General features: G+C 59.2%; 13 protein-coding genes. 8 read left to right on the forward strand and 5 right to left on the reverse strand.

The annotated features are described in order from the left end of the window. The first annotated feature begins 2 nt into the window (after positions 1-2). The gene (locus AB8B02_RS26320) at positions 3-2,168 is read left to right on the forward strand and encodes an oligosaccharide flippase family protein (protein ID WP_439065568.1); all 2,166 of its coding nucleotides are present in this window, start codon (positions 3-5) and stop codon (positions 2,166-2,168) included. Positions 2,169-2,280: 112 nt separating this feature from the next. Next, positions 2,281-5,010 carry an AMP-binding protein gene (locus AB8B02_RS26325; RefSeq protein WP_439065569.1) on the forward strand — a complete coding sequence of 910 codons (2,730 nt, stop codon included), beginning with the start codon at positions 2,281-2,283 and terminating at the stop codon, positions 5,008-5,010. Positions 5,011-5,073: 63 nt separating this feature from the next. Here the strand turns inward: AB8B02_RS26325 and AB8B02_RS26330 are convergent, their stop codons facing one another. Then, on the reverse strand, positions 5,074-5,601 hold the full coding sequence (locus AB8B02_RS26330; RefSeq protein WP_439065570.1) for a DsrE family protein: 528 nt from the start codon (positions 5,599-5,601) through the stop codon (positions 5,074-5,076). Between the two features lie 626 nt (positions 5,602-6,227). Here AB8B02_RS26330 and AB8B02_RS26335 point away from each other — a divergent pair. The 3 genes from AB8B02_RS26335 to AB8B02_RS26345 are packed head-to-tail and all read left to right on the forward strand — an operon-like array spanning position 6,228 to position 9,190. Next, complete coding sequence (locus AB8B02_RS26335) at positions 6,228-7,502, forward strand: hypothetical protein (RefSeq protein WP_439065571.1); 1,275 nt, start codon at positions 6,228-6,230, stop codon at positions 7,500-7,502. A gap of 48 nt (positions 7,503-7,550) precedes the next feature. Further along, entirely contained in the window at positions 7,551-8,573 is a 1,023-nt protein-coding gene (locus tag AB8B02_RS26340) for a TAXI family TRAP transporter solute-binding subunit (RefSeq protein ID WP_439065572.1), read from the forward strand. Next, positions 8,570-9,190 (forward strand): hypothetical protein, encoded by a 621-nt coding sequence (locus tag AB8B02_RS26345; protein WP_439065573.1) that lies wholly within the window; start codon positions 8,570-8,572, stop codon positions 9,188-9,190. Before AB8B02_RS26340 ends, AB8B02_RS26345 begins: the two co-directional genes overlap by 4 nt. A gap of 225 nt (positions 9,191-9,415) precedes the next feature. Here AB8B02_RS26345 and AB8B02_RS26350 read toward each other — a convergent pair whose 3' ends face one another. The 4 genes from AB8B02_RS26350 to AB8B02_RS26365 all read right to left on the reverse strand — a co-directional run bounded on the left by AB8B02_RS26350 (position 9,416) and on the right by AB8B02_RS26365 (position 15,822). Continuing rightward, positions 9,416-10,909, reverse strand: a complete 1,494-nt coding sequence (locus AB8B02_RS26350) for an HlyD family type I secretion periplasmic adaptor subunit (protein ID WP_231078473.1) — start codon at positions 10,907-10,909, stop codon at positions 9,416-9,418. Then, positions 10,909-12,708, reverse strand: a complete 1,800-nt coding sequence (locus AB8B02_RS26355; RefSeq protein ID WP_184512812.1) for a type I secretion system permease/ATPase — start codon at positions 12,706-12,708, stop codon at positions 10,909-10,911. The genes AB8B02_RS26350 and AB8B02_RS26355 overlap by 1 nt, the downstream gene beginning before the upstream one ends. A gap of 241 nt (positions 12,709-12,949) precedes the next feature. Next, a complete protein-coding gene (locus tag AB8B02_RS26360) occupies positions 12,950-14,566 on the reverse strand; it encodes a calcium-binding protein (RefSeq protein WP_439065574.1) in 1,617 nt (538 codons plus the stop codon). A 584-nt stretch (positions 14,567-15,150) separates the two neighbouring features. Next, complete coding sequence (locus AB8B02_RS26365) at positions 15,151-15,822, reverse strand: TetR/AcrR family transcriptional regulator (RefSeq protein ID WP_439065575.1); 672 nt, start codon at positions 15,820-15,822, stop codon at positions 15,151-15,153. 150 nt (positions 15,823-15,972) lie between these two features. Here AB8B02_RS26365 and AB8B02_RS26370 point away from each other — a divergent pair, with 150 nt between their 5' ends. The 3 genes from AB8B02_RS26370 to AB8B02_RS26380 are packed head-to-tail and all read left to right on the forward strand — an operon-like array spanning position 15,973 to position 19,714. After that, positions 15,973-16,836: an FAD binding domain-containing protein gene (locus tag AB8B02_RS26370; protein ID WP_439065576.1), complete on the forward strand. Its 864-nt coding sequence runs from the start codon at positions 15,973-15,975 to the stop codon at positions 16,834-16,836. After that, positions 16,833-17,345: a (2Fe-2S)-binding protein gene (locus AB8B02_RS26375; RefSeq protein WP_439065577.1), complete on the forward strand. Its 513-nt coding sequence runs from the start codon at positions 16,833-16,835 to the stop codon at positions 17,343-17,345. The genes AB8B02_RS26370 and AB8B02_RS26375 overlap by 4 nt, the downstream gene beginning before the upstream one ends. Continuing rightward, the gene (locus AB8B02_RS26380; RefSeq protein ID WP_439065578.1) at positions 17,342-19,714 is read left to right on the forward strand and encodes a xanthine dehydrogenase family protein molybdopterin-binding subunit; all 2,373 of its coding nucleotides are present in this window, start codon (positions 17,342-17,344) and stop codon (positions 19,712-19,714) included. Before AB8B02_RS26375 ends, AB8B02_RS26380 begins: the two co-directional genes overlap by 4 nt. The last annotated feature ends 20 nt before the right edge of the window (positions 19,715-19,734 follow it).

Here is a 19,734-nt window from a genome sequence, read left to right on the forward strand (position 1 = left end):
GCATGATTATCGAGACCTTCGGTCCACCAGGCGCTGGCAAAACAACCTTTAGTCGGGCACTCGCTCAACGCCTGCGTGACCGCGGGTATGAGGTCGACCTCGTACTTACGTTGCCGCATCTATCCAATCATCTTCTGAACTTTGGTGGATTTCTTCCAGCGCTGCAGCGCGTCACTCTCGCGATCTTCGCCACCATCGCAATCTTGTGCCGTCCTATCGCAAATGCCCGAGGGTTGCGTCTAGCGAAAGAGTTGCTCCGACTAATGCCACCCAATAATCCCGTTTGGAGGATCAGGCTTAGCCAATACGTCGTCCGATTCTCCTGCGTGTGGAGAGATTCGCACAAGTCAGATCGCATCGTCTTGTTCGACCAGGGCTTTGTGCAGATCGTTTGCACCTTGGCCCTGTTTAGCCGAGCAGACGAGAAGACGATCGCTCGTGCAATCGGCATGAGGACACAATCCGATCTGCTGATCCGGTTTGATGCTCCGAAGGAGCTGTTGGAAAAGCGCCTCCATGAGCGAGTACACCAAAAAACCTACATGGAGAAATGGTTCGAGCCTGACGTAGCGACCTTTCTCAAGGCAAAGCCGATTACTGACTACGTTGGCTCATTACTCGCGGCCGAGCATCAACGGGTGATCTGCATCAACTCGCTTGATCCCGGCCTGATGTCCAGGGCTCTCGACCGTATCGAAGAAGAGGTCTCGAGTAAGTTCAGGCCCAACGGAGCGGTCAGCTCGTCACCCGACCCAGGGGAGGAAAGTTTTGAACCTTATGCCGAGAAGTTCACGCCACCCCTGCCGACGCCCGAGACAATCGGAGCTTTCACAGCTCCGGCTCAACCCGAGCTCGCTCGGCGCATGGCCAGCGCAAGTCTGTGGGCGTTCGTTATCTATGTTGGCGGCGCCGGGCTGACGTGCGTGGCTCAACTTGTCATTGCCCGTACGATAGGAGCGACGAGTTACGGTATCTATTCATACGTCTTGGCCTGGACGACCCTTCTCTCTTACATCGCGGGACTCGGGTTCAACACGGTTCTGCTACGATATGTGCCGGCCTATAGCGCGACCGGAAAGTGGCCATTGGCGCGCGGGGTCATTCAATTTGCATTCGGACGATCATTGTTGGTTGGGATGTTGATTGCGATCTGCGGAGTCGCCACCGCACTATTCCTGTCGGAGACGCTTCATCGGGAGCTGACTATCAGTCTGGCGGTTGGCATGGCGACCGTCCCATTGGTCGCGCTTTACGTTCTCGGTTCCGCTACGGTACGCGCGCTGGGTGGCGTCATTTCGGCAATTGCGCCCGAACGCTTCGTTCGGGATGGCCTTATGGTCGCGCTGCTTCTGCTTGCCGTGGCACTCAACGTCACGCCAATCGATGCGACAACGGTTTTGATCGCTTTGATGGCAAGCTCTGCCGTCACAGCGGCCATCGTCGGACTGAGCATGCGGAAGCTTTGGCCGCCACAACTACGCTCGGCGGTGCCGGCTTATGCACCTCGCGACTGGTGGCATCTCGCCTGTCCTGTCATGATCCTGATTGGAGTTGAGGTTCTCATGAGCCGCGCCGGCGTGATTATCCTCGGCTGGACCGGCGATGCCCACGAGGCCGGCATCTTTGCACTGGGGTTGAATTTAGCTCTTTTTCTTGTTCTCCCCCGGATGGCAGTAGGGACTTTCTTTTCACCAAACGTCTCGAAGCTTCACGCGCATCGGAATGAGGCAGCGCTTCAGAGTCTGTTTGCCCGAGCGACTGTTCTGTCGCTGGCGGGGACAGTCGTGCTGGCACTTCCACTTTTGTTGCTGACGGTACCGTTACTCCGCTTCTTTGGCGAGGAATTCGTTGCGACAGCTCCGGTCGCCCAAATTCTCGTCGTTGGACAGATCTTTGCCGCTGCCACTGGTCCCCAGCAAAATCTTCTGACCATGACAGGGCACGAGCGGGCAGCAGCCGCAATCACGGCGATCGGAGCCGTCATGAACGTCGTCGCTTGTGCGATCGGCATTGCTTTCTTTGGCGTGATGGGTGCCGCCGTTGCGACGGCCGTGACGAATGTAGCCTGGAACATGGCAATGGCGATCTACATCTACAAACGCGTGAACATGACGGCCGGCCTGCTCTTTGCCTTTGTAGAGTTTCGTCGGCCCGCCGCCGCTGAATAGCGCGGTAATTGGATAGAGGCCGGAAAATTGGTGCAGCCCTATCATTCACTCGAAGGACGTCAATAGCCGACGTGTGGCCTACGATCTCCATCCCGCAACGGTGAGTACCGTCATGCAACTTCAGAGATTTCCCGATGGATCCTTGGCGAAACGCGCGAAAACGTTCGCTGGCGGGCGCGCACTTTCCGGAGATTCAAGCGAGCCTGCACAAGCCCTCTGGATGAAACCTCCCGAATTGCCCCTCGACCTGGGCGGGCCTGTCGATCGCCCGTTCAATCGTATGGGCGTCGAATTTGCCGGCGTGCCCGCGATCACGCATCTGGATGCGGTGGCAAAGAGATTTCCGAACAACGTAGCCATCAGCGATGACACCCGCCAAATCACATATTCGGATTTTCTGATCAGAGTTTTGACGCTGGCCCAGGCGATTGCAGCGGTGGCTCCCGAGGGGCGGGCCGTCGGCCTGTTGTTGCGCCACTCGATCTGGCATCCGATCGCCATGCTTGCATGTATGGCCGCAGGGCGCCCCCTGGTGCCGCTCAATCCGCGCGATCCGGACCAGCGACTTGCCCACATCGTTGCAAATGCACAGATTTCTGTACTGATCGGCCAGGGGGACAGTAGCTCAACCAAATGGATCGACGAAGACGGCCTGCGTTGGATCGATATTACGCACGCGAACGAACTTTTCGATGACGCCCCATCGCTTGAGCCGATCTCGGTGGATGCACCTGCCCTTGTGCTCTACACCTCGGGTAGTACCGGACAGCCAAAGGGTGTTGTGAATAGCCAGCGCAGCTTGCTCCAGCGCGTCCAGCAATATGCGGATGCATGCCACATAGACGCCACTGACGTCTTCATGCCTCTGAGCGGCCCTACGACCATTGCGGGCACCAGAGAGATGCTCACGGCCTTGCTGACCGGCGCAAGATTGCATATGGCGGATGTCGAGGCCCTTGGCCTTCGCGGCGTGTTGCGTCAGATCCGATCGGAGCAGATAACGATCACCTACATCGTTCCCGCTCTTCTGCGGGCAGTGATTACCGCGAGCGAAACCGGTGATTTCGAGTCGCTCCGGGTTGTCCGTATCGGCGGCGAGAAGGTGCTGTGGACGGATGTCGCGCTCGTCCGAAAGGTCGTGAAGCCCTCCTGCTTCATTCAGATCAGCTATTCGTCGACCGAAACCACCGGCACGCAGTGGTTTCTTCCCGACGACTGCAAGGAAAGTGATTTCAGCATACCCCCGGTTGGCTATTTGCTTCCCGGAATGTCGTTTGCCGTCGTCGACGACAACGGAGTGCCTGTGCCCACCGGCGAGGTCGGAGAGCTGATCATCAAGAGCATGCATGTGCTGCTTGGTTACTGGGAGAACGGTCAGGTGCTCCCTGCATTACCGGATCCAGATGACGACCGTTGCCGCATCTTCCCGACAGGCGACCTTGTTACTGTCGATGCGCACGGATTGATGCAGATGCTGGGACGAAAGGGGCGTCAGCTCAAAATCAATGGACGGCGTGTCGAACCGGCTGAACTCGAGGTCGTCGTACGCAGAATTCCCTATGTGAGCGACGCCGTCGCCATCGTCACCGATTCAAGCGAGCTGGTTATTTTTGCATCGCGAGGTGTCGAGGCCAAAGCAACATTCACGACTGATGTTCGGGACGTCATCAGGCAGACGCTTCCGACCGCATTGCATCCCACCAGATTGCATGAAATCGCAGAGCTTCCGCGGCTCGCCGGCGGAAAGATAGACGTCGCGAAACTCAAGGTGCTGGATACCGAGAGCCGAAGAGGTCCAGCCTCACCTCAGCCCCCAGGGGCGGGTGAAGTGAAGCAAGCCGAAAAAATAGTGGCGCAGGTATGGACGCGGATCCTAGGTACGACCGACGTTGCCAGCCGCTGGGACGAGGCAGGTGGCGATTCCCTCAAGCTTCTGCGATGCGTGATGGAGCTGGAAGAGCTGGTCGGCCAAGAGCTCAACATGGAAGCTTTCACGGTGGACATGAGCGCAGCCGATATGATTCAGATCGTCGCTGCAGGTGGCCGATCGCAGCGGCAACAAGCCGCCGGGGAATTCCTGCCTCATCTGGTGATGTTGCCAGGCTCGATAGGTTACGGTCCGAGTCTGGCGGCGTTCGGGGCGCAGCTGAGCAAGACGGCTCATGTGATCCCGATCCGCTACCCGGATCTGACGTCTGCCCTGACCGGATGCGGCTCGGTCGACCACATGGCGACGTTGGCTCTGGAACAGATTAACGCCGTTCATCCTCGCGGCGACATACGTCTGATCGGCTATTCGCTGGGTGGCGGCGTCGCATTTGAAGTGGCAGCCCGGCTGATTGCGGAAGGCCGGTCGGTGAAATTTTTGGGCATTCTGGATACGAATATCGGCCCCCGCAGGAGTGACTATCGGGAGACCCTGTCACGTACGCTGCAACGAGTTAGATCACACCGGGTTACGATGTACCGAATGCTGTGTCGCGCTATCGCAAAATGTGTTGCTCGACTCCACTGGGAGGTGAAGTTCTGTCGAATTCTCGATGCGAGGATCTGGACGCGTTTGGCCGGCACCCGCTTCATGCTCAAGTTGGAGCTTGAGGAGATTCTCCGGATGCAGGAATTCGGCCGCTGGGTGGCGAGTGCCAAATCTCGCTTGCCAATTACCGGAACGCTATTCCTTTGCAACCGGCGAGGGTCACCAGCACACCTCGGATGGGACTCTCTGTTTGCAAAACTGGAGGTAATTCCGATTGCTGGCGGCCATCTCGATCTCGTGATCGACCCGCATTTGACCGTCAACCGACCGGTCATCGAACGAGCGATCACGTCGTCCTGTTCCTGATCTTCGACCAACAGATCCAACAGATTGGAACGAGGCGATGCTGATCGCAAAGGCCCCTTTGGATCAAGGTCGCAAGTAGCTCCAGCCTCGCTCTTGCAGCTCCATGATCCGTACCACTCCGGATTTGGTGACCTTGGCCAGCGGGATGAGAGGAATATCTTTCGCCTCAGCTTTTGCCATGTTCTCGCGGGTGTTCCCGCATGCTGAAAAGGTCAGCTGTGGCATGGTTTCGCTCATGGATTTGATGCGCGCTTTGACGGGAGAAGTGTCATCTCGCAGCATATGCAGTCCGGGTCCAAAAACGACCACTTCGATCCCCACCTTTTGACCGATCTCGCTGTAGTGCTGAGCTACATTGCTGACATTATTGAGAGCGAGATTGATTGTCGCGGGGTCATTGACGTCAACCTGTACAACGAGCCGATGGGGCTGCATTCGGATGGCGGCAGTGGTCACCTTGGCGTTGGCGTTCATTTTGGCAGAAGTCTTGGCAGACGTATTGATTTCTACAGCGCCGCTGGTTTGGGTGCTCAGCATCAAGATACTCCCAACGGCGGCCATGCTGGCGAAGACGACGAGTGATCTGTTCATGTTGTTTCCTTGAGTGTGCTGGGAGTGCGGGCTCAAGTGTGCGCGATAGCGTAATCGCGCGCGAACAGGCGGGTCAAGAATGGTTCAGACAATGCAGGCGTGATCTACTTAATTGCCGCGATTGGTGCGCCTACCTCGTTGTGACTACTTCCATTGCTACATCGACAAACGGCCGATGAAGGCTGTGTCATCAAAATGGACACACATAAAAGCTCAGTTGAGTTGTCACGATGTGGTCACAGGCAGTTGAGGTAGCATCGCATTGGCTACCGCGATCCAAAGCTGTTGAGGGCTCCCGCGCAACAAGCAGAACCGCTGCGCGTGCCTCGTCTGCAGTAGGAGCTTGCATTCTGTGGGTCCTCATTGGGGCTGCGGAGGATGGGCTATGCGGTGAAAGCCAATTCCGCGCGCAGGCCTCCGAATCTTCTCAAACACGGGAGCGGAACAGGGCTGAAGCCCTTGCACCTGTGCTTGTCGCGCCCCCCCGAGCAGAACTCAATGCGGCCCAGTCGACGGCTGAAGCGACCAGCACCACGCTAAGACAGGCGCTTGATCAAGAGCGAGCTAGGGCAGACGCCCTTGCGGGTGAACTTGCGACCCTCCGGGCGGAACTCGAGACGGCGCGGGTGGCAGGCAAGGAATCTGCCCAGGCCATCGAGGTAGGGATCAGGCAAACGCAAGCGCTCGAACACGAGCGAGACAAAACAATCGACCTTATGCGTGAGCTTGCCTTCCTTCGGACCGAACTCGACGCGGCGCGGATCGTAATTTCGAAAGCTGTGCAAGCCACCGAGGCAGAGATCGAGCAAGAGCAGGCGCTCGAACAGCAGGAGCGGTGGAAGGCAGACGCGCCCGCCCATGACCATGCTTCCCTTCGGGCGGAACTCGATACGGTGCGGATCGCAGCTTCGGACGCCGCAAAAGCCACCGCGGCAGAGATCGAGCAAAAGCAGGCGCTCGAACAGCAGCTCAAACAGCAGCAAGACGGGACGGAAGCCCTCAAGCGTGAATTGATCTCTCTCCGGACCGAACTCGACGCGGCGCGTGCCGCGACGCCGGAGGCTGCGCGGATCGTCGAGGCTGCGAAGGTCGAACAAGAGCGCGCATCTGCAAAGGAGCGCAGCCGGACCGAGGCAGTCGCCCGCGAGCTCTCCTCGGCGCGTCAGCAGATCGAGGAGCATGCCAGCCGTCTCGCGGCGGCACACGCTGAGGTGCTTCGGGCGACGGAGGCCAGCAACACCACGGCAGCAGAGCAGAAGCGAGCTCTTGCCAGCGAGCGCGAGCGTGCTGACGCACTTGTACAGGAGCTTGCTCTTGTTAAGAACCAACTGGAGGCTCGAAACCAGCAGCTTGCTGCCGTGAGTGCTTCTCAGACTCTCGCTTCGCGCCAACCCGCCCCTACTGGCCGGAACGAAGACGCGGCGGAGCCCCGTGCGAAGACGACCGAGGGAAAGAGCGCCTTGCCGCAGTGGGCTTCCACTCAGGCCGTCGCTTCATATGCGGAACGATCGTCCGTGTTGGAAACGCCACCGCAAGCACGGTCGACCGCTCGCGAAGCCGTACCAAGTGTGGAGTCGAAAGTCCCCGTGGCATCAGAGGCAACCGTGCTGGCGAGTGTCGCTCCCTATTCTGTGGCGGACGAACAGAGACTGCTTGTTCGGGCGAACGCATTGCTCCGGCAAGCTGACATCAGCGGAGCGCGCCCATTGCTTGAACACGCTCTTGGACATGGTAGCGCGCGAGCCGCCTTTATGCTCGCGGAGACCTACGACGCCCGCGTGCTGAAATCGTGGAGCGCACGTGGGGTCCTCGGTGATTCCAGAAAGGCACTCGAACTGTATGAAAAGGCACAGGCGGGCGGCATTGAGGATGCGAAGGCGAGGATTGAGTCGCTGAAATAGCAGCCAGCTCGTGACGCGTAGATGGTCATTCCGAGAATGGAGACTCGCATGTCGCTCATCAAGTTCTCATTTGCTATGGCATTAGCGGCGTTCGGGCTGCAACTGGCTGCCAATGCCCAATCTCTCCCGACGCGCGAGACGCAGGCTATGGCGGCGGTGAAAAGGACCGAAACGGCCGCGAAAGAGCGCATCAATGCATGGACTGTCGGCCTCGCCGGCGGGCTCATTGAAGGGGCTCCGCTTCGTCTCGCGGCAGAGATTGCTCGCGTCGTAAACGAGGAGGATAAGCTTCACGTCCTCCCGATCGTGACGCGCGGAGCAACGGAAAACGTCAATTCGCTGCTGTATCTTAGAGGCGTTGATGCGGCGATCATCAACACGGATGCTCTTGAGGAATATAAAGCTCAAGTTCCGTCTATCGAACGGCGCATCGTTTACGTTCTGAACCTCTTTCCGTCCGAACTGCACATATTCGTCCGCCCGGAGATCCGGTCGCTCGAAGAGCTCAAGGGAAAAAAGGTCAATTTCAATACGCAAGGTACGGCAGCCGCCTATTCCGGTCCGCTGATCTTCAGTCGGCTGGGACTAAACGTGGAAAAAATGTTCATTCCGCACCAGGTCGCATTGGAGCAAATGAAGCGCGGAGAAATCGCGGCCGTTGTGTTTGTGACGTCAAAGCCCGTCGACGCCTTTCTGAAGGGACGCTGGGATCCCGGATTTAAGTTCCTCCCCGTCGAATACGGCGCCAAATTTGAGGACTACTATCTTCCATCGTCTATCGATGCGGCGGACTATCCGAGTCTGGTGCCGAAAGGTGAGCGGATAGCGACGATTGCAGTCCCCACCATTCTTGCGGCCTATAACTGGCCACAACAGTCTGACCGATACCGGCGCGTGGCGCGCCTTGTCGATCACCTGTTTGGTCGCTTCGACCGGTTGCAGTCCTCTGGTTTCGATCCGAAATGGAAAGAGGTCAATCTGCGGGCCAGCGTGCCGAGCCTCGGCCGGTTTAAGCCGGCGCAGGAATGGCTTGATCTTCCGCAAGCCGTAACAGCGGGACGGTCCCCATGAAGGACACGGGTACTCTCGGTCTGGCTGTGCTCTTGGTTATGAGCCAGACTGTGTGTGCTCAAACCGGTGGCGCCATAGATCGCCTGAAGACCTGCTCACAGTTTGAAGGCATGGAGCGCTTGAAGTGCGTCGATGAGCTGTTGGGGGAGATGACCGAAACCCACGCTACCACGCCGTCTCCAAGTCCGAACTGGATCATCAGCGAGACCACCTCTCCGGTGGATTATCAGCCGCAGATTGAGGCGCTGATGACAGCGCGCACAGCATCGCAAAATGCTGCCTCCGCGTTCGCCATCCATTGTCGCGCCCATCGCACGGAGTTGATAATTTCCACAACGGGATCCTGGAAGCCGGTCCCGGATGGCGAGGTGAAGGTCGCGCACCGGATCAACGAAGAGCCAGTTGTTGAACAGCGCTGGCGGGCGTTAGAAACGGGGAAAGGTCTTGCCTTTCCAGGCGACGTTGTTCGCTTGCTCCGCTCAATGCCGGATGGTGGCCAGCTTCTCGTTAAAGTCCACGTTGGGAAAGGTCCACCATATGAAAGTACGTTTCAATTGGTCGGCTTGAATGCCGTCCGACGCAAGATGGCGACGGCATGCAACTGGCCCGCGCCCTGACCGACGCGCGTACGAGTGCAGGACAACGCGACCAGTTCCCTCACCTCCGTTGCGAAGATACCAGCCCGACATATCTGTCGCCTCGCCGCATGCGCAGCTGCCTTCGCACCCGCTCGTTCATCCAACGCTCCAACATCTGCAATGTCTAGGCGTTGCGGCAACGATGGTTGTGCTGAACCAAGCCGCCGGCGATGCCTCGGCAAGTCGCGACGCCGGTTGGCCGCCTTAGTCCTCCCGCATGCCACGCCGTATCGCATCGGTCATCGGTTGCATGAGATAGGCAAGAACGGTGCGTTCACCAGTCGCGATCAGGACGTCGGCCATCATGCCGGGTTTGAGCTTCTCGCGAATTTTGTCGGGAAATTTCGTCACTTGCACTGAAACTTTGACTTCGTAGTAAGGCTGGTGCGTGGCTTCGTCGCGAAGCGCATCGGCTGCCACCGAAAGAACTTCGCCGATGGCGATCGGCGTCGAGCGAGCCTTGAACGAGGGAAGCCGCACTTCTGTGGGCATGCCGATTTGTACGTGATTGACGTCGAGAGAGGATATTTTCGCGGCAACCACGAGGACGTCGTTGTCCGGCACGATCTCCATCAAGACGTCGCCCGGCTTGATCACCGCGCCGACCGTGTGGACTTTCAGATTGACGATACGTCCGGAGCGAGATGCGCGAACGTCCATCCGACCGAGAACGTCTGCGGCCATGCGCAGCTTCTCGCGCGCGTCAGCGAGCTGAGCGCGGGTGTCGGCAAGCTTACCGGTGGCTTCCTCCAGAACTTTCTGCCCGACCTGATTGATCTGTAACCGTGCTTCGTCGATGATCCGTCCGAAGCGCGCGATGTCGGCGTCGTATGAACCAATTCGGCCCTCAAGGTCGGATTTGGAACGCTCCAGAGTCGCAATCCGCGCGAACGGAACGATCCCCTGGTCGGCGAGCGGCTTGAGCTTGGTATATTCCTGCGCCATGCTGTCGAACTGTGCGCGTGCAGCCTTGCTTTGCGCAGCGTTTCCCTGGATCTGGCGCTGCGCCTGTCCGATCTTTTCTTCAAGGATCGAAACCTCGATCTTTCGCGCGACGCGGCGTTCCTCGAACCGCCGCTTCTGGTCGCCCATGGCACGCTGCGCAGAGGGATCGGAGGCCTTCTGCGTCAGTTCGGATGGAAACGTGATCGTATCGGCCCCATCGGCTTCCGCAAGCAGACGCGCCTCTTCCGCGATTGCCGAATACACGGCCGAACGCGCCATCTCCTCCCGCGCCCGGTCCTGTGTTGGATCGAGTCGCAACAGCACCTGTCCCTGTTCGACATGCGCGTCGCCCCTCACCATCAGGCTTTGGACGATGCCACCTTCCAGGTGCTGAACGGACTTACGGTCGCTCTCGACGACGATCGAGCCTGCAGCCACGACGGCACCATCGATGGAGGCCAGGCCAGCCCAACCACCAAACACTACGAAGGTCAGGAACACGATACCAAAGCCGCGTCTCGCCGGAGTGCGCCAATCGCCCGATGGATCGCCATTTGCGTTCCCGGCGTCTCGATTCGGGAATATCGACAGCCATACCTTTGATAGCCAGATCAGCAACTGCGCCTTGATCTCCACAAATCGTTGCAAGACATCAGGCCTGCGAAACGCGTGGCCACCATCGCTCAAACGTCTGAGGAGTCGCGCCAGTTCGTCCTGAGCAGCAATCTCTGCTCGCAATTTGGGAATCTTCATCATTGCCTCGTGACATGGACAGGCCGAACCGAACTTGGGAACGGCGCGTGGCGCGAGGCCCCATCAACTCGGTGGCTTTCTGTTGCGATCCGCGGTTCGCGGCGCATGGGCGCAACGGTCTCACCAAGAAGCAAGGGAAGAAGCTCTTCGCGCGTACCCGCGCGCCCGATGCGTCCGTCATGCATGAAAACAATCTTGTCGACCAATGAAAGGAGATTTGGTCTGTGATTGATGATCACGATCGTTACACGCTGTTGACGGAGCATTTGGATGGCATCAGCCAGAGCACGATCGCCGTCACCGTCCAGATTGGCGTTCGGTTCATCGAGCACGACAAAGACGGGCCTGCCAAAAAGTGCGCGGGCCAACCCGATGCGTTGTCGCTGGCCGCCGGAAAGACCCGCCCCGTTTTCCCCGATGACAGTGTCGTAGCCCTGCGGCAGCCGCTGGATCATGGCATGCGCCGAAGCCAGCTGCGCCGCCTCGACAACCTGTTCATCCAACGCGCCGTCACGAAAGCGAGCGATGTTGTCGCGGACGGTCCCGGCGAATAATTCAACATCCTGCGGCAAGTAACCGAAACTTTGTCCAAGGAAACTGGCCTCGAAATGCCGGATGTCATTTCCATCGACGCGTACGCAACCGTGTGCGGCTGGCCAGGCTCCAACCAGCGCGCGCGCTAGGGAAGATTTGCCGGAACCGGACGCACCGACGATCGCAACAACTTCGCCAGGTGACAGCCGGAAACTGACATCGGAAATCGCCGCCAGCTGCGATCCCGGTACCATAACGGTCAAAGCCTCGACGGAGATGTTGCCGACCGGGGGCGGCAATCGCGTCGGTTGTCTTTCCGTCGCCCGCGTCCGCAGAGCCTCGTCGAGGCGGGAAAAAGACGTCCGCGCCGACACGAACGCTCTCCATTGCGCGACAGCCGCCTCTACCGGTGCGAGCGCGCGCCCCATGATCAAGGAGGCAGCGAAGAGAACGCCTCCCGAGATCTCCTGATGAATTGCCAGGTAAGCCCCGACGCCCATAATCGCCACCTGAATCGCCATCCGCAGAAATTTCGAGATTGCGAGCAGCGTTCCGCCGCGTTCTCCGGCCTTGGCGCTTTCAACGAGCGCCTGTCCATGCGTGGCGCCCCAGGCGGCGCGTATGGCAGGCCCCATTCCGAGACCACGGATCGCTTCCGCGTTACGAAGCGAGGACGTCAATCGGTCCAGAGCGTGGAGATTCTTGAACGAAGCCGCCATCAGCGGCGCTTTGGTGGCGCGCTCATTGAGAAAGGCGAGCGCAAGGATGACCAGCGCGCCTGTCAGAGCAACCATGCCGATCGATGGATGAAGCAGAAAACACATGCCGAGAAAAATCGGAGTCCAGGGTGCGTCCATCAGAGACGTGATCACGCCGCCGGATAGAACGTCGCGCAATGTGTCGACGTCGCGCAACAGCTGAACATGATGCGAGCTTCCTGTGCGCACTGCCTGTGCGAGAGCCGTTTCGAAAGCTTCTCCTGACAGCAAATGGTCGAAGCGAATTCCGGTTTGCACGAGAACACGGCTACGAAAGTGCTCGAGTGCTGCGTAACTGATGAAAAGCGCGAGCGCGATCAGCGAAAGCAGCAACAGCGTCATCGCGTTTCGGCTCGTCAGCACGCGATCGTAGATCTGCATCGTATAAAGCGGCGAAACGAACACCAAGAGATTTATGAAGATAGACAGCCCGCCAGCGGCAAGCAGGCCTGGACGTATCTGGCGGAAAGCGTCCGCAAGCGCGGGCGGTCTTGCTGAAGTATACATGTGTGCATCCAGGCCGCCCGGATCGGACGGCGCTAACGTTAGAGAAGCCATATGCGAAGAAGCGAGCGCGAATTGGCTCGTACGCAACACATCCCGCACTGCGCGAGACGGCATTCCTCTCGCGACCATACTGGCCGCGATGATCCCCAAATGGGGGGCCATGAAGGCCCCCCAAGTCGCTTTCATATGCGCGGATCACCGCGCATATGTCGTTCTTTGTCGCAGACTCAGTTCTGCGGGTTTACCAGTGCCACGAATGGTGATCCACGTGATGGTTGTTGTGGAGGCTGGCGAGGTCCAGATGCGGCGCCAGAGTTGCGTCGGTGACGTCGCTCGAAGCCGTATCCGTTGCAGCCGTCGCTGCTGCGGTTGCAGCGGGCGAAGCGGATGCGTGCTGATGATGACCACCCCAGGAAGATTTGTTCCCATCCGTGAGATGAGAGAAGTCCAGCCTGTGATGGTGGTTGTGCCCGGAGTTGCCGACGTCGGTGGCCGGAGCCGTCGTCGTCGGCTCGGTGGTCGTAGGCGCAGTCGAGGTGTCGACAACGCTGCTGGAAGCGGTATCCGCTGCAACGCTCACGGACGCGGTTGCCGCGGATCCGTGGTGATGGTGTCCACCTCCGGATGAGGTGCTTCCATCGGTCAGCTGGGAGAAGTCCAGCTTGTGATGGTGGTTATGCCCGGAGTGGCCGGCGTTGGTGGTCGGCGCCGTCGTCGTTGGCTCGGTGGTCGTGGGCGCAGTCGAGGTGTCGACCGACGCTGTGTCGGTAACGCTGCTGGAAGCGGTATCCGTTGCAGTGCTCACGGACGCGTTTGCCGCGGATCCGTGGTGATGGTGTCCACCTCCGGAACCGGACGATGTGCTTCCATCTGTCGACTGGGAGGAGTCAGCCTTGTGATGGTGGTTGTGCCCGGAGCCGCTGGTATCGGTGGTCGGCGCCGTCGTCGTTGGCTGAGAGGCCGTGGGCGTCGTCGAAGAATCGCTCGAAGACGTCGTATCCGTCGAGGTGCCGCTATGCGACGTATCGACCGGCGTCGTCGGGTTGCTGCTCGACGTGTCAACCGGAGTCGTGCTTCCAGTCGACGTCGAATCCGTCGTCGTGCTCGTATTGTGCTGCAGGAATACGTTCTGGAGCGCTTGCGAGTTTTCCAGCGCCACGTCTCCGTTCTGCGATCCCCAGGCGTAGGCGTAGTCGAAAGCCGGATTGGGAACGACAGATGCCCAATGGTCGAGCATTTGCTGTTCCTGCGCGGCGGTCGGCATCACATAGTGACCACCCTGATCGGTGACCCAGTTACCGCCGCCGAATGTCTGAAATACCGGGACGATGCTGGCCTCCGGAATTCCAGCGGCTTTGGCGGCAGCGACAGCCTTGTCAATCATGCTGTAGTCGACTGTCGAGCTATCCGACCGCACCGGATACGGATCGATTCCGAAGAGGTCGATATGGGTGTTCTCCGGGGTGTACGTATTCGCGAAGCTGGGATTATCCGAAGATCCCATGTTCATCATGGTGATGAACGTCTTCGCACCCGGAACGTTGGCGTGAATCCAATCGGACTCAGCCTTCAGGTTTGCAGCGGTCACGAGGGTATTCCACTGCCCCGTGGGATCTGGCTCGTCCTTAAGGAAGAAACCGTAGACGTTGGGATTACCGATGTAAGGTTTCACAGCGTCGATGAAGCTCTGGGTGACGCCGTCACCCTGATCGAGCCAGACGAGGCCCTTCACGCCTGCCGGCAAAGCGTTCACTTGCTCCACCGACGAAACGTCGGCAAGATTGAAGCCTGCTTGAGCTGGGGTGAAGTTACCTTGTGCGTCGATGTTGTCGCCTGATGCGTAGTGTAATGTTGCCAATACCGTTCCCCTGTATTGTAGTACGTTGACGAGGCCCCCAAGAATCTTCGTAAAAGTAAATGCAGGTATGTAACTACAGTTCTGCGTTAGCTTTGATCGAAGCGCCCATGGATTAACGTTTGTTTACGTTTGAGGCGGGAGTTTGTCGCAGCACCGGACGAAACAGTGAGTTTATTGTGCTAAAACTTGGAGGCTGGTATCAGAGAAGTGTTAGCACGGTGCGTAACGATTCAATCTGTTCGCAGCGGTACTTTTCGATAGTCCCGATGCGGTGAAGGAACTACACAAGCGCGCATAAGTATCGCTGAGAGAAATGATACTCGGTGACGCGCGTTTCGCTTTCCTCTGCTGCAGTTGCACTCGTGACGACGACAGCAAGCTTCTCTCCGACCTCGGGTGCCCATTTCGGACGTTGCACTTCGGAAAGCCCGTAATGTCGGTGTGGCGCGATCTCACTCTTTCGACGCAAAATGCGTGCGCCGGTGCCGGGTCACATCAATGCCGCGGCAGAACCTGGCTCCGTAGCTGCACTTCATGCGCTCGAGCAGCTTGATCAATCTGCCGGCGTGGCTGTGCTACAAATGTCATGATGCCGATTGTACAAGCTCAGGCATCAGCTGTTTTGAGCCATCAAGAAACACCCTCACTGCGTCGTTGACGATGTCGTCCAGTCGCTCCGGTGTCGGCGTGTCGTAGACGAAACGCCGGATGGCCATATAGAAGATGCGGCCGTGCAAACCCCAGAACATTTCGACTTCGCGCTCCGACAGCGGGACCTGATCGCTTGAAGGCAGCTTCAACTCGTGACGAAGTTCGCAACAGGCGGGCTCGATGATTTGTTCGCGGACGATCTGAAGATACCGTTTGGTGATGTCGAACGATTTCATCCCGGAGAAGACGAAGATTCTCACCCAGTTGTATTCGAAGACCTGCTCGACATATTCGAGATAGAAGCGCGACAGCCGGGCCTGCAGCGACAGCGTGCGATCCTGGATCAGGCCGGCCCAGGACGGCGACCAGCGGCTGAGATAGATCTCTTCATAGACGCGTTCGATCAGCGCCTCTTTGCTCGGGAAGTGGCGATAGATTGCCGAATGGGTGATGCCCATGCGTTTCGCCAGTTCGCGCGTCTGCCCGCCGAAGCCGTGTTCCGCGAAAAATTTCACGGCTTCATCGACGATGAACCGCTCGCGCTCCGCCGCGCGCATGTTGCGACGCGGTGGCCTTTCGACTGATTTGATGGGCTTTTTTGCCATTTTTTCTTCGCGTTGCGGGAGTTCTGAATAGCTCAATTCGAAAAAGAGACCAAATGGTCATTTTAAGTTGACCCGGGGAAATCGACGTGTTCTAGATTTCCGACCAAATGGTCACAACTGGACGTCCGCGAGACGTTTAGGGAGAAGACGTTGAAGGCGAGGGCGTTCAACTATGTGAGGGCTTCCACGGTGGTGGAGGCTTTGAAAGCGTTCGAGGAAGCCGGCGACGATGCGAGTTACATCGCAGGTGGCCAGAGCCTCGTGCCGGCGCTTGCCTTGCGGTTGCAGGCGCCGCAATTGCTGATCGACATCGCGCATATCTCGACGCTTCGTGGTGTCGACCTGCAGGGTGACTGGTTGCGCATCGGCGCGCTCACCCGCCATCACGAAGTGCTGACCGATCCGTTGATCCGCCGGCACGCGCCGCTCTACAGCGAAGCCGCGCCGCATGTGGCGCATCCGGCTATACGAAACAAAGGCACCCTCGGCGGCAGTATCTCTCATGCCGATCCTGCGTCGGAATTCCCGGCGATGACGTTGGCGCTGGGCGCCGAGCTCGAAATTGCTAGCCGCGACGGCGTACGCCGCGTGCCGGCCGACGATTTCTTCCTCGATCTGTTTCAGACAGCGATCGAACCGGGCGAGCTTCTTGTCGCGATTCATGTGCCGGTGGTTCAGCCCAATCATCGCTGGGCCTTTCATGAGCTTGCGCGTCGGCGTGGCGACTTTGCGTTGGTCGGCTGCGGTGTTCTCGCCGAATTCGTCGATGACGTCGTCAAACAGGTGCGTATTGCGTTCTTCTCCGTCGGCAGCACGCCGCTGCGCGCCCGGCAGGCCGAGGACAGTCTGGTCGGCAAGAGGCTGGATCAGGCCGCGATCGCTGCGGCGCAGGCCGTCGTTGGCGACGATCTCGATCCGCCTGAAGACGAGCACGCGCCGCCTGCCATGAAGCGCCATCTTGCGCGCGTTCTTCTCGGTCGACTGCTGGGCGAGATCGGGAGGCAGGGCGCATGAGCGATCTCGTCAATGTCACCATGACGGTGAATGGCGCTGAGGTGTCGCGCAGCATCGCGCCGCGCATCACGCTAGCGGATTTCCTGCGCCAGACGCTGGAACTGACCGGCACCCATACCGGCTGCGAGATGGGCGTTTGCGGCGCCTGTCTGGTTATTCTGGATGGCCGCGTCGTACATTCTTGTCTGACCTTCGCGGTGCAGGCGAGCGGGGCGGCCATCGAGACGGTAGAAGGTCTCAATGATCGGGCGGTGATTGCGGACATCCAGGAGGCGTTCCATCAGCGTAACGCCCTGCAATGTGGCTTCTGTACGCCCGGCATGTTGATGACAGCCCACGCCCTGTTGTCGCAGCCAGGTGTGCCGTCGCGTGAGGACATTCGCGACGCACTGTCGGGCAATTACTGTCGTTGCACCGGTTATGAGGCAATCGTCGATGCGATCGAGAAGGTCGCGCGCGATCGTCATGCGGGCGCGAATGCTTCGGCTCCCGAGGAGGTTGGCGCATGAGCGTGCTGACTCCACTCGATCGTCCGAATTCCTATATCGGCCGCTCGGTGCCGCGCCCGAACGCCAAGCGGCTGCTCGCCGGCCGCGGCCGTTACGTCACCGATATCACTCTGCCGCGCATGCTGCATGTCGCCTATGTGCGCAGTCCTTATGCGCACGCCCGCATCGTCTCGATTGATGCGACGACGGCGCGCGAGATGCCCGGCGTGCGACTGGTGGCTACCGGCGAGGATCTCGCAAAACTGTGCGCGCCATGGATCGGCACCATGGATCACTTCAAGGGCATGAAGTCACCGCCGCAGCTGCCGTTGCCGATCGACAAGGTCGTATGGTCCGGCCAGGCGGTTGTCGCGGTCGTGGCCGATGCGCGCGCACTGGCTGAAGATGCAGCGGAGGCGGTGTATATCGAGTTCGATGAACTGCCCGCCGTTGTCGATATCGACGCTGCGCGCGCACCGGATGCGCCGGTGATTTCACCGGAACTCGGCAGCAATCTCTGTTTCCATGGCAAGATCGATACCGGTGGTGTCGAGGATGTCTTCGCCGGCGCCGCGCATGTGGTGGAGGAGGAGTTTCACTTCGGCCGCCACACGGCGGTCACCATGGAGCCGCGCGCGATCATCGCTGATTACGATGCCAGCGAGGGGCAATTGACGGTGCATCATGCGACGCAGACGCCGTATCAGTTCCAGGACATCTATGCCCGCCACTACGGCCTCCCTGAATCCCGCGTCCGCGTGATCGCACCGGATATCGGCGGTTCGTTCGGCATGAAGCTGCACATGTATCACGAGGACATGGCGGTGGTCGGGCTCAGCATGATGCTGGGCCGCCCAGTCAAATATGTCGCCGACCGTATTGAATCCTTTGTGTCGGACATCCATGCGCGCGATCACCGCGTCCGCGCGCGCATGGCGGCGGATATCGACGGTAATATCCTGGCGATGGATGTGGAGGATGTCACCGGCATCGGCGCGTTCTCGGCCTATCCGCGCACCAGTGTGGTCGAAGGCAATCAGGTCTATCGCCTGATGGGCGCGCCTTACACGTTCAGGAATTACCGGGCTGATCTCCAAGTGGTATTCCAGAACAAGGTGCAGATGAGCCAGTACCGCGCCGTCGGTCATCCGGTGGCCTGCACCGTCACCGAGCGTCTGGTGGACATGATCGCCGACAAGACCGCGCAGGATGTGTTCGACATCCGCAGCCGCAACTTGATCCCCGACGATGCCTATCCCTGCACGTCGCCGACCGGCTATCAGTTCGAAGCACTGTCGCATCATGCCTGTCTCGCCAAGCTGAAGGAGATGATGAATTACGACCGGCTGCGCGCCGAGCAGGTGGAACTGCGGACCAAAGGCATTCATCGCGGCATCGGCATTGCCACCTTTGTGGAAATCACCAATCCCGGTCCGGCCTTCTATGGCGTCGGCGGTGCGCGCATCTCGTCGCAGGATGGCGCCATCATCAAGATCACGCCGTCGGGGGATGTCCATTGCTCGATTTCAGTGACCGAACTCGGGCAGGGCACCGAGACCATCATCGGGCAGATCGTCGCCGAACATCTCGGTGTCGATAGCAATCGCATCAAGGTGATGACAGGTGATACGGACACTACCCCACATGGCGGCGCGACCTACGCCTGTCGCGGCGCCGGCATTGGCGGCGAGACGGCGCTGCAAGCGACGAAAAAGCTAAAAGCCAATGTTCTCGCGGTGGCTGCGGCGATCCTGCAGGACGAACCGGAGAAGCTCGATATTCATAGTGGCTGGATCGTAGATGTCGCGACCGCCCAGCAGCGTATCGAACTCTCCGAGATCGCGCGCATCGCTTACTTCCGTTCCGATACACTGCCGCCCGGCACCCAAGCGCAGCTGTCCGTCGCGCACCACTATGCGCCGCAGGGCTATCCCTTCGCCTTCACCAATGGCGTTCAGGCCTGCCATCTCGAACTCGATGTCGAGACAGGTCTGGTCAAGATACTCAAGCTATGGGTCGTCGAAGATTGCGGCCGGGTCATCAATCCGCTGCTGGTCGACGAGCAGATCCGCGGCGGCGTCGTGCAGGGCCTTGGCGCGGCGTTCTTCGAGGAATGCGTCTACGGAGACAACGGCCAGCTCACCAATGGCTCGCTCGCCGACTATCTCGTGCCGATGGCGGTGGAGATGCCGGACATCGAAATCGGACATGTCGAGACGCCGACGCTGGATACCCAGCTCGGCGCCAAGGGTGTCGGCGAGGCCGGCACGGCTGCGGCATCGGCAGCAGCACTTAATGCGATGAATGATGCGATGAAGCCATTCGGAGGCACGCTCGCGCAGGTGCCAATGACACCTGCACGAATACTCAAGGCGCTTGGACACATCTGACTCATAAAAGAAATCAAACG

Origin of the sequence: Tardiphaga sp. 862_B3_N4_1, assembly GCF_051811085.1 — a bacterium.
Classification (GTDB): Bacteria; Pseudomonadota; Alphaproteobacteria; order Rhizobiales; family Xanthobacteraceae; genus Tardiphaga; species Tardiphaga robiniae.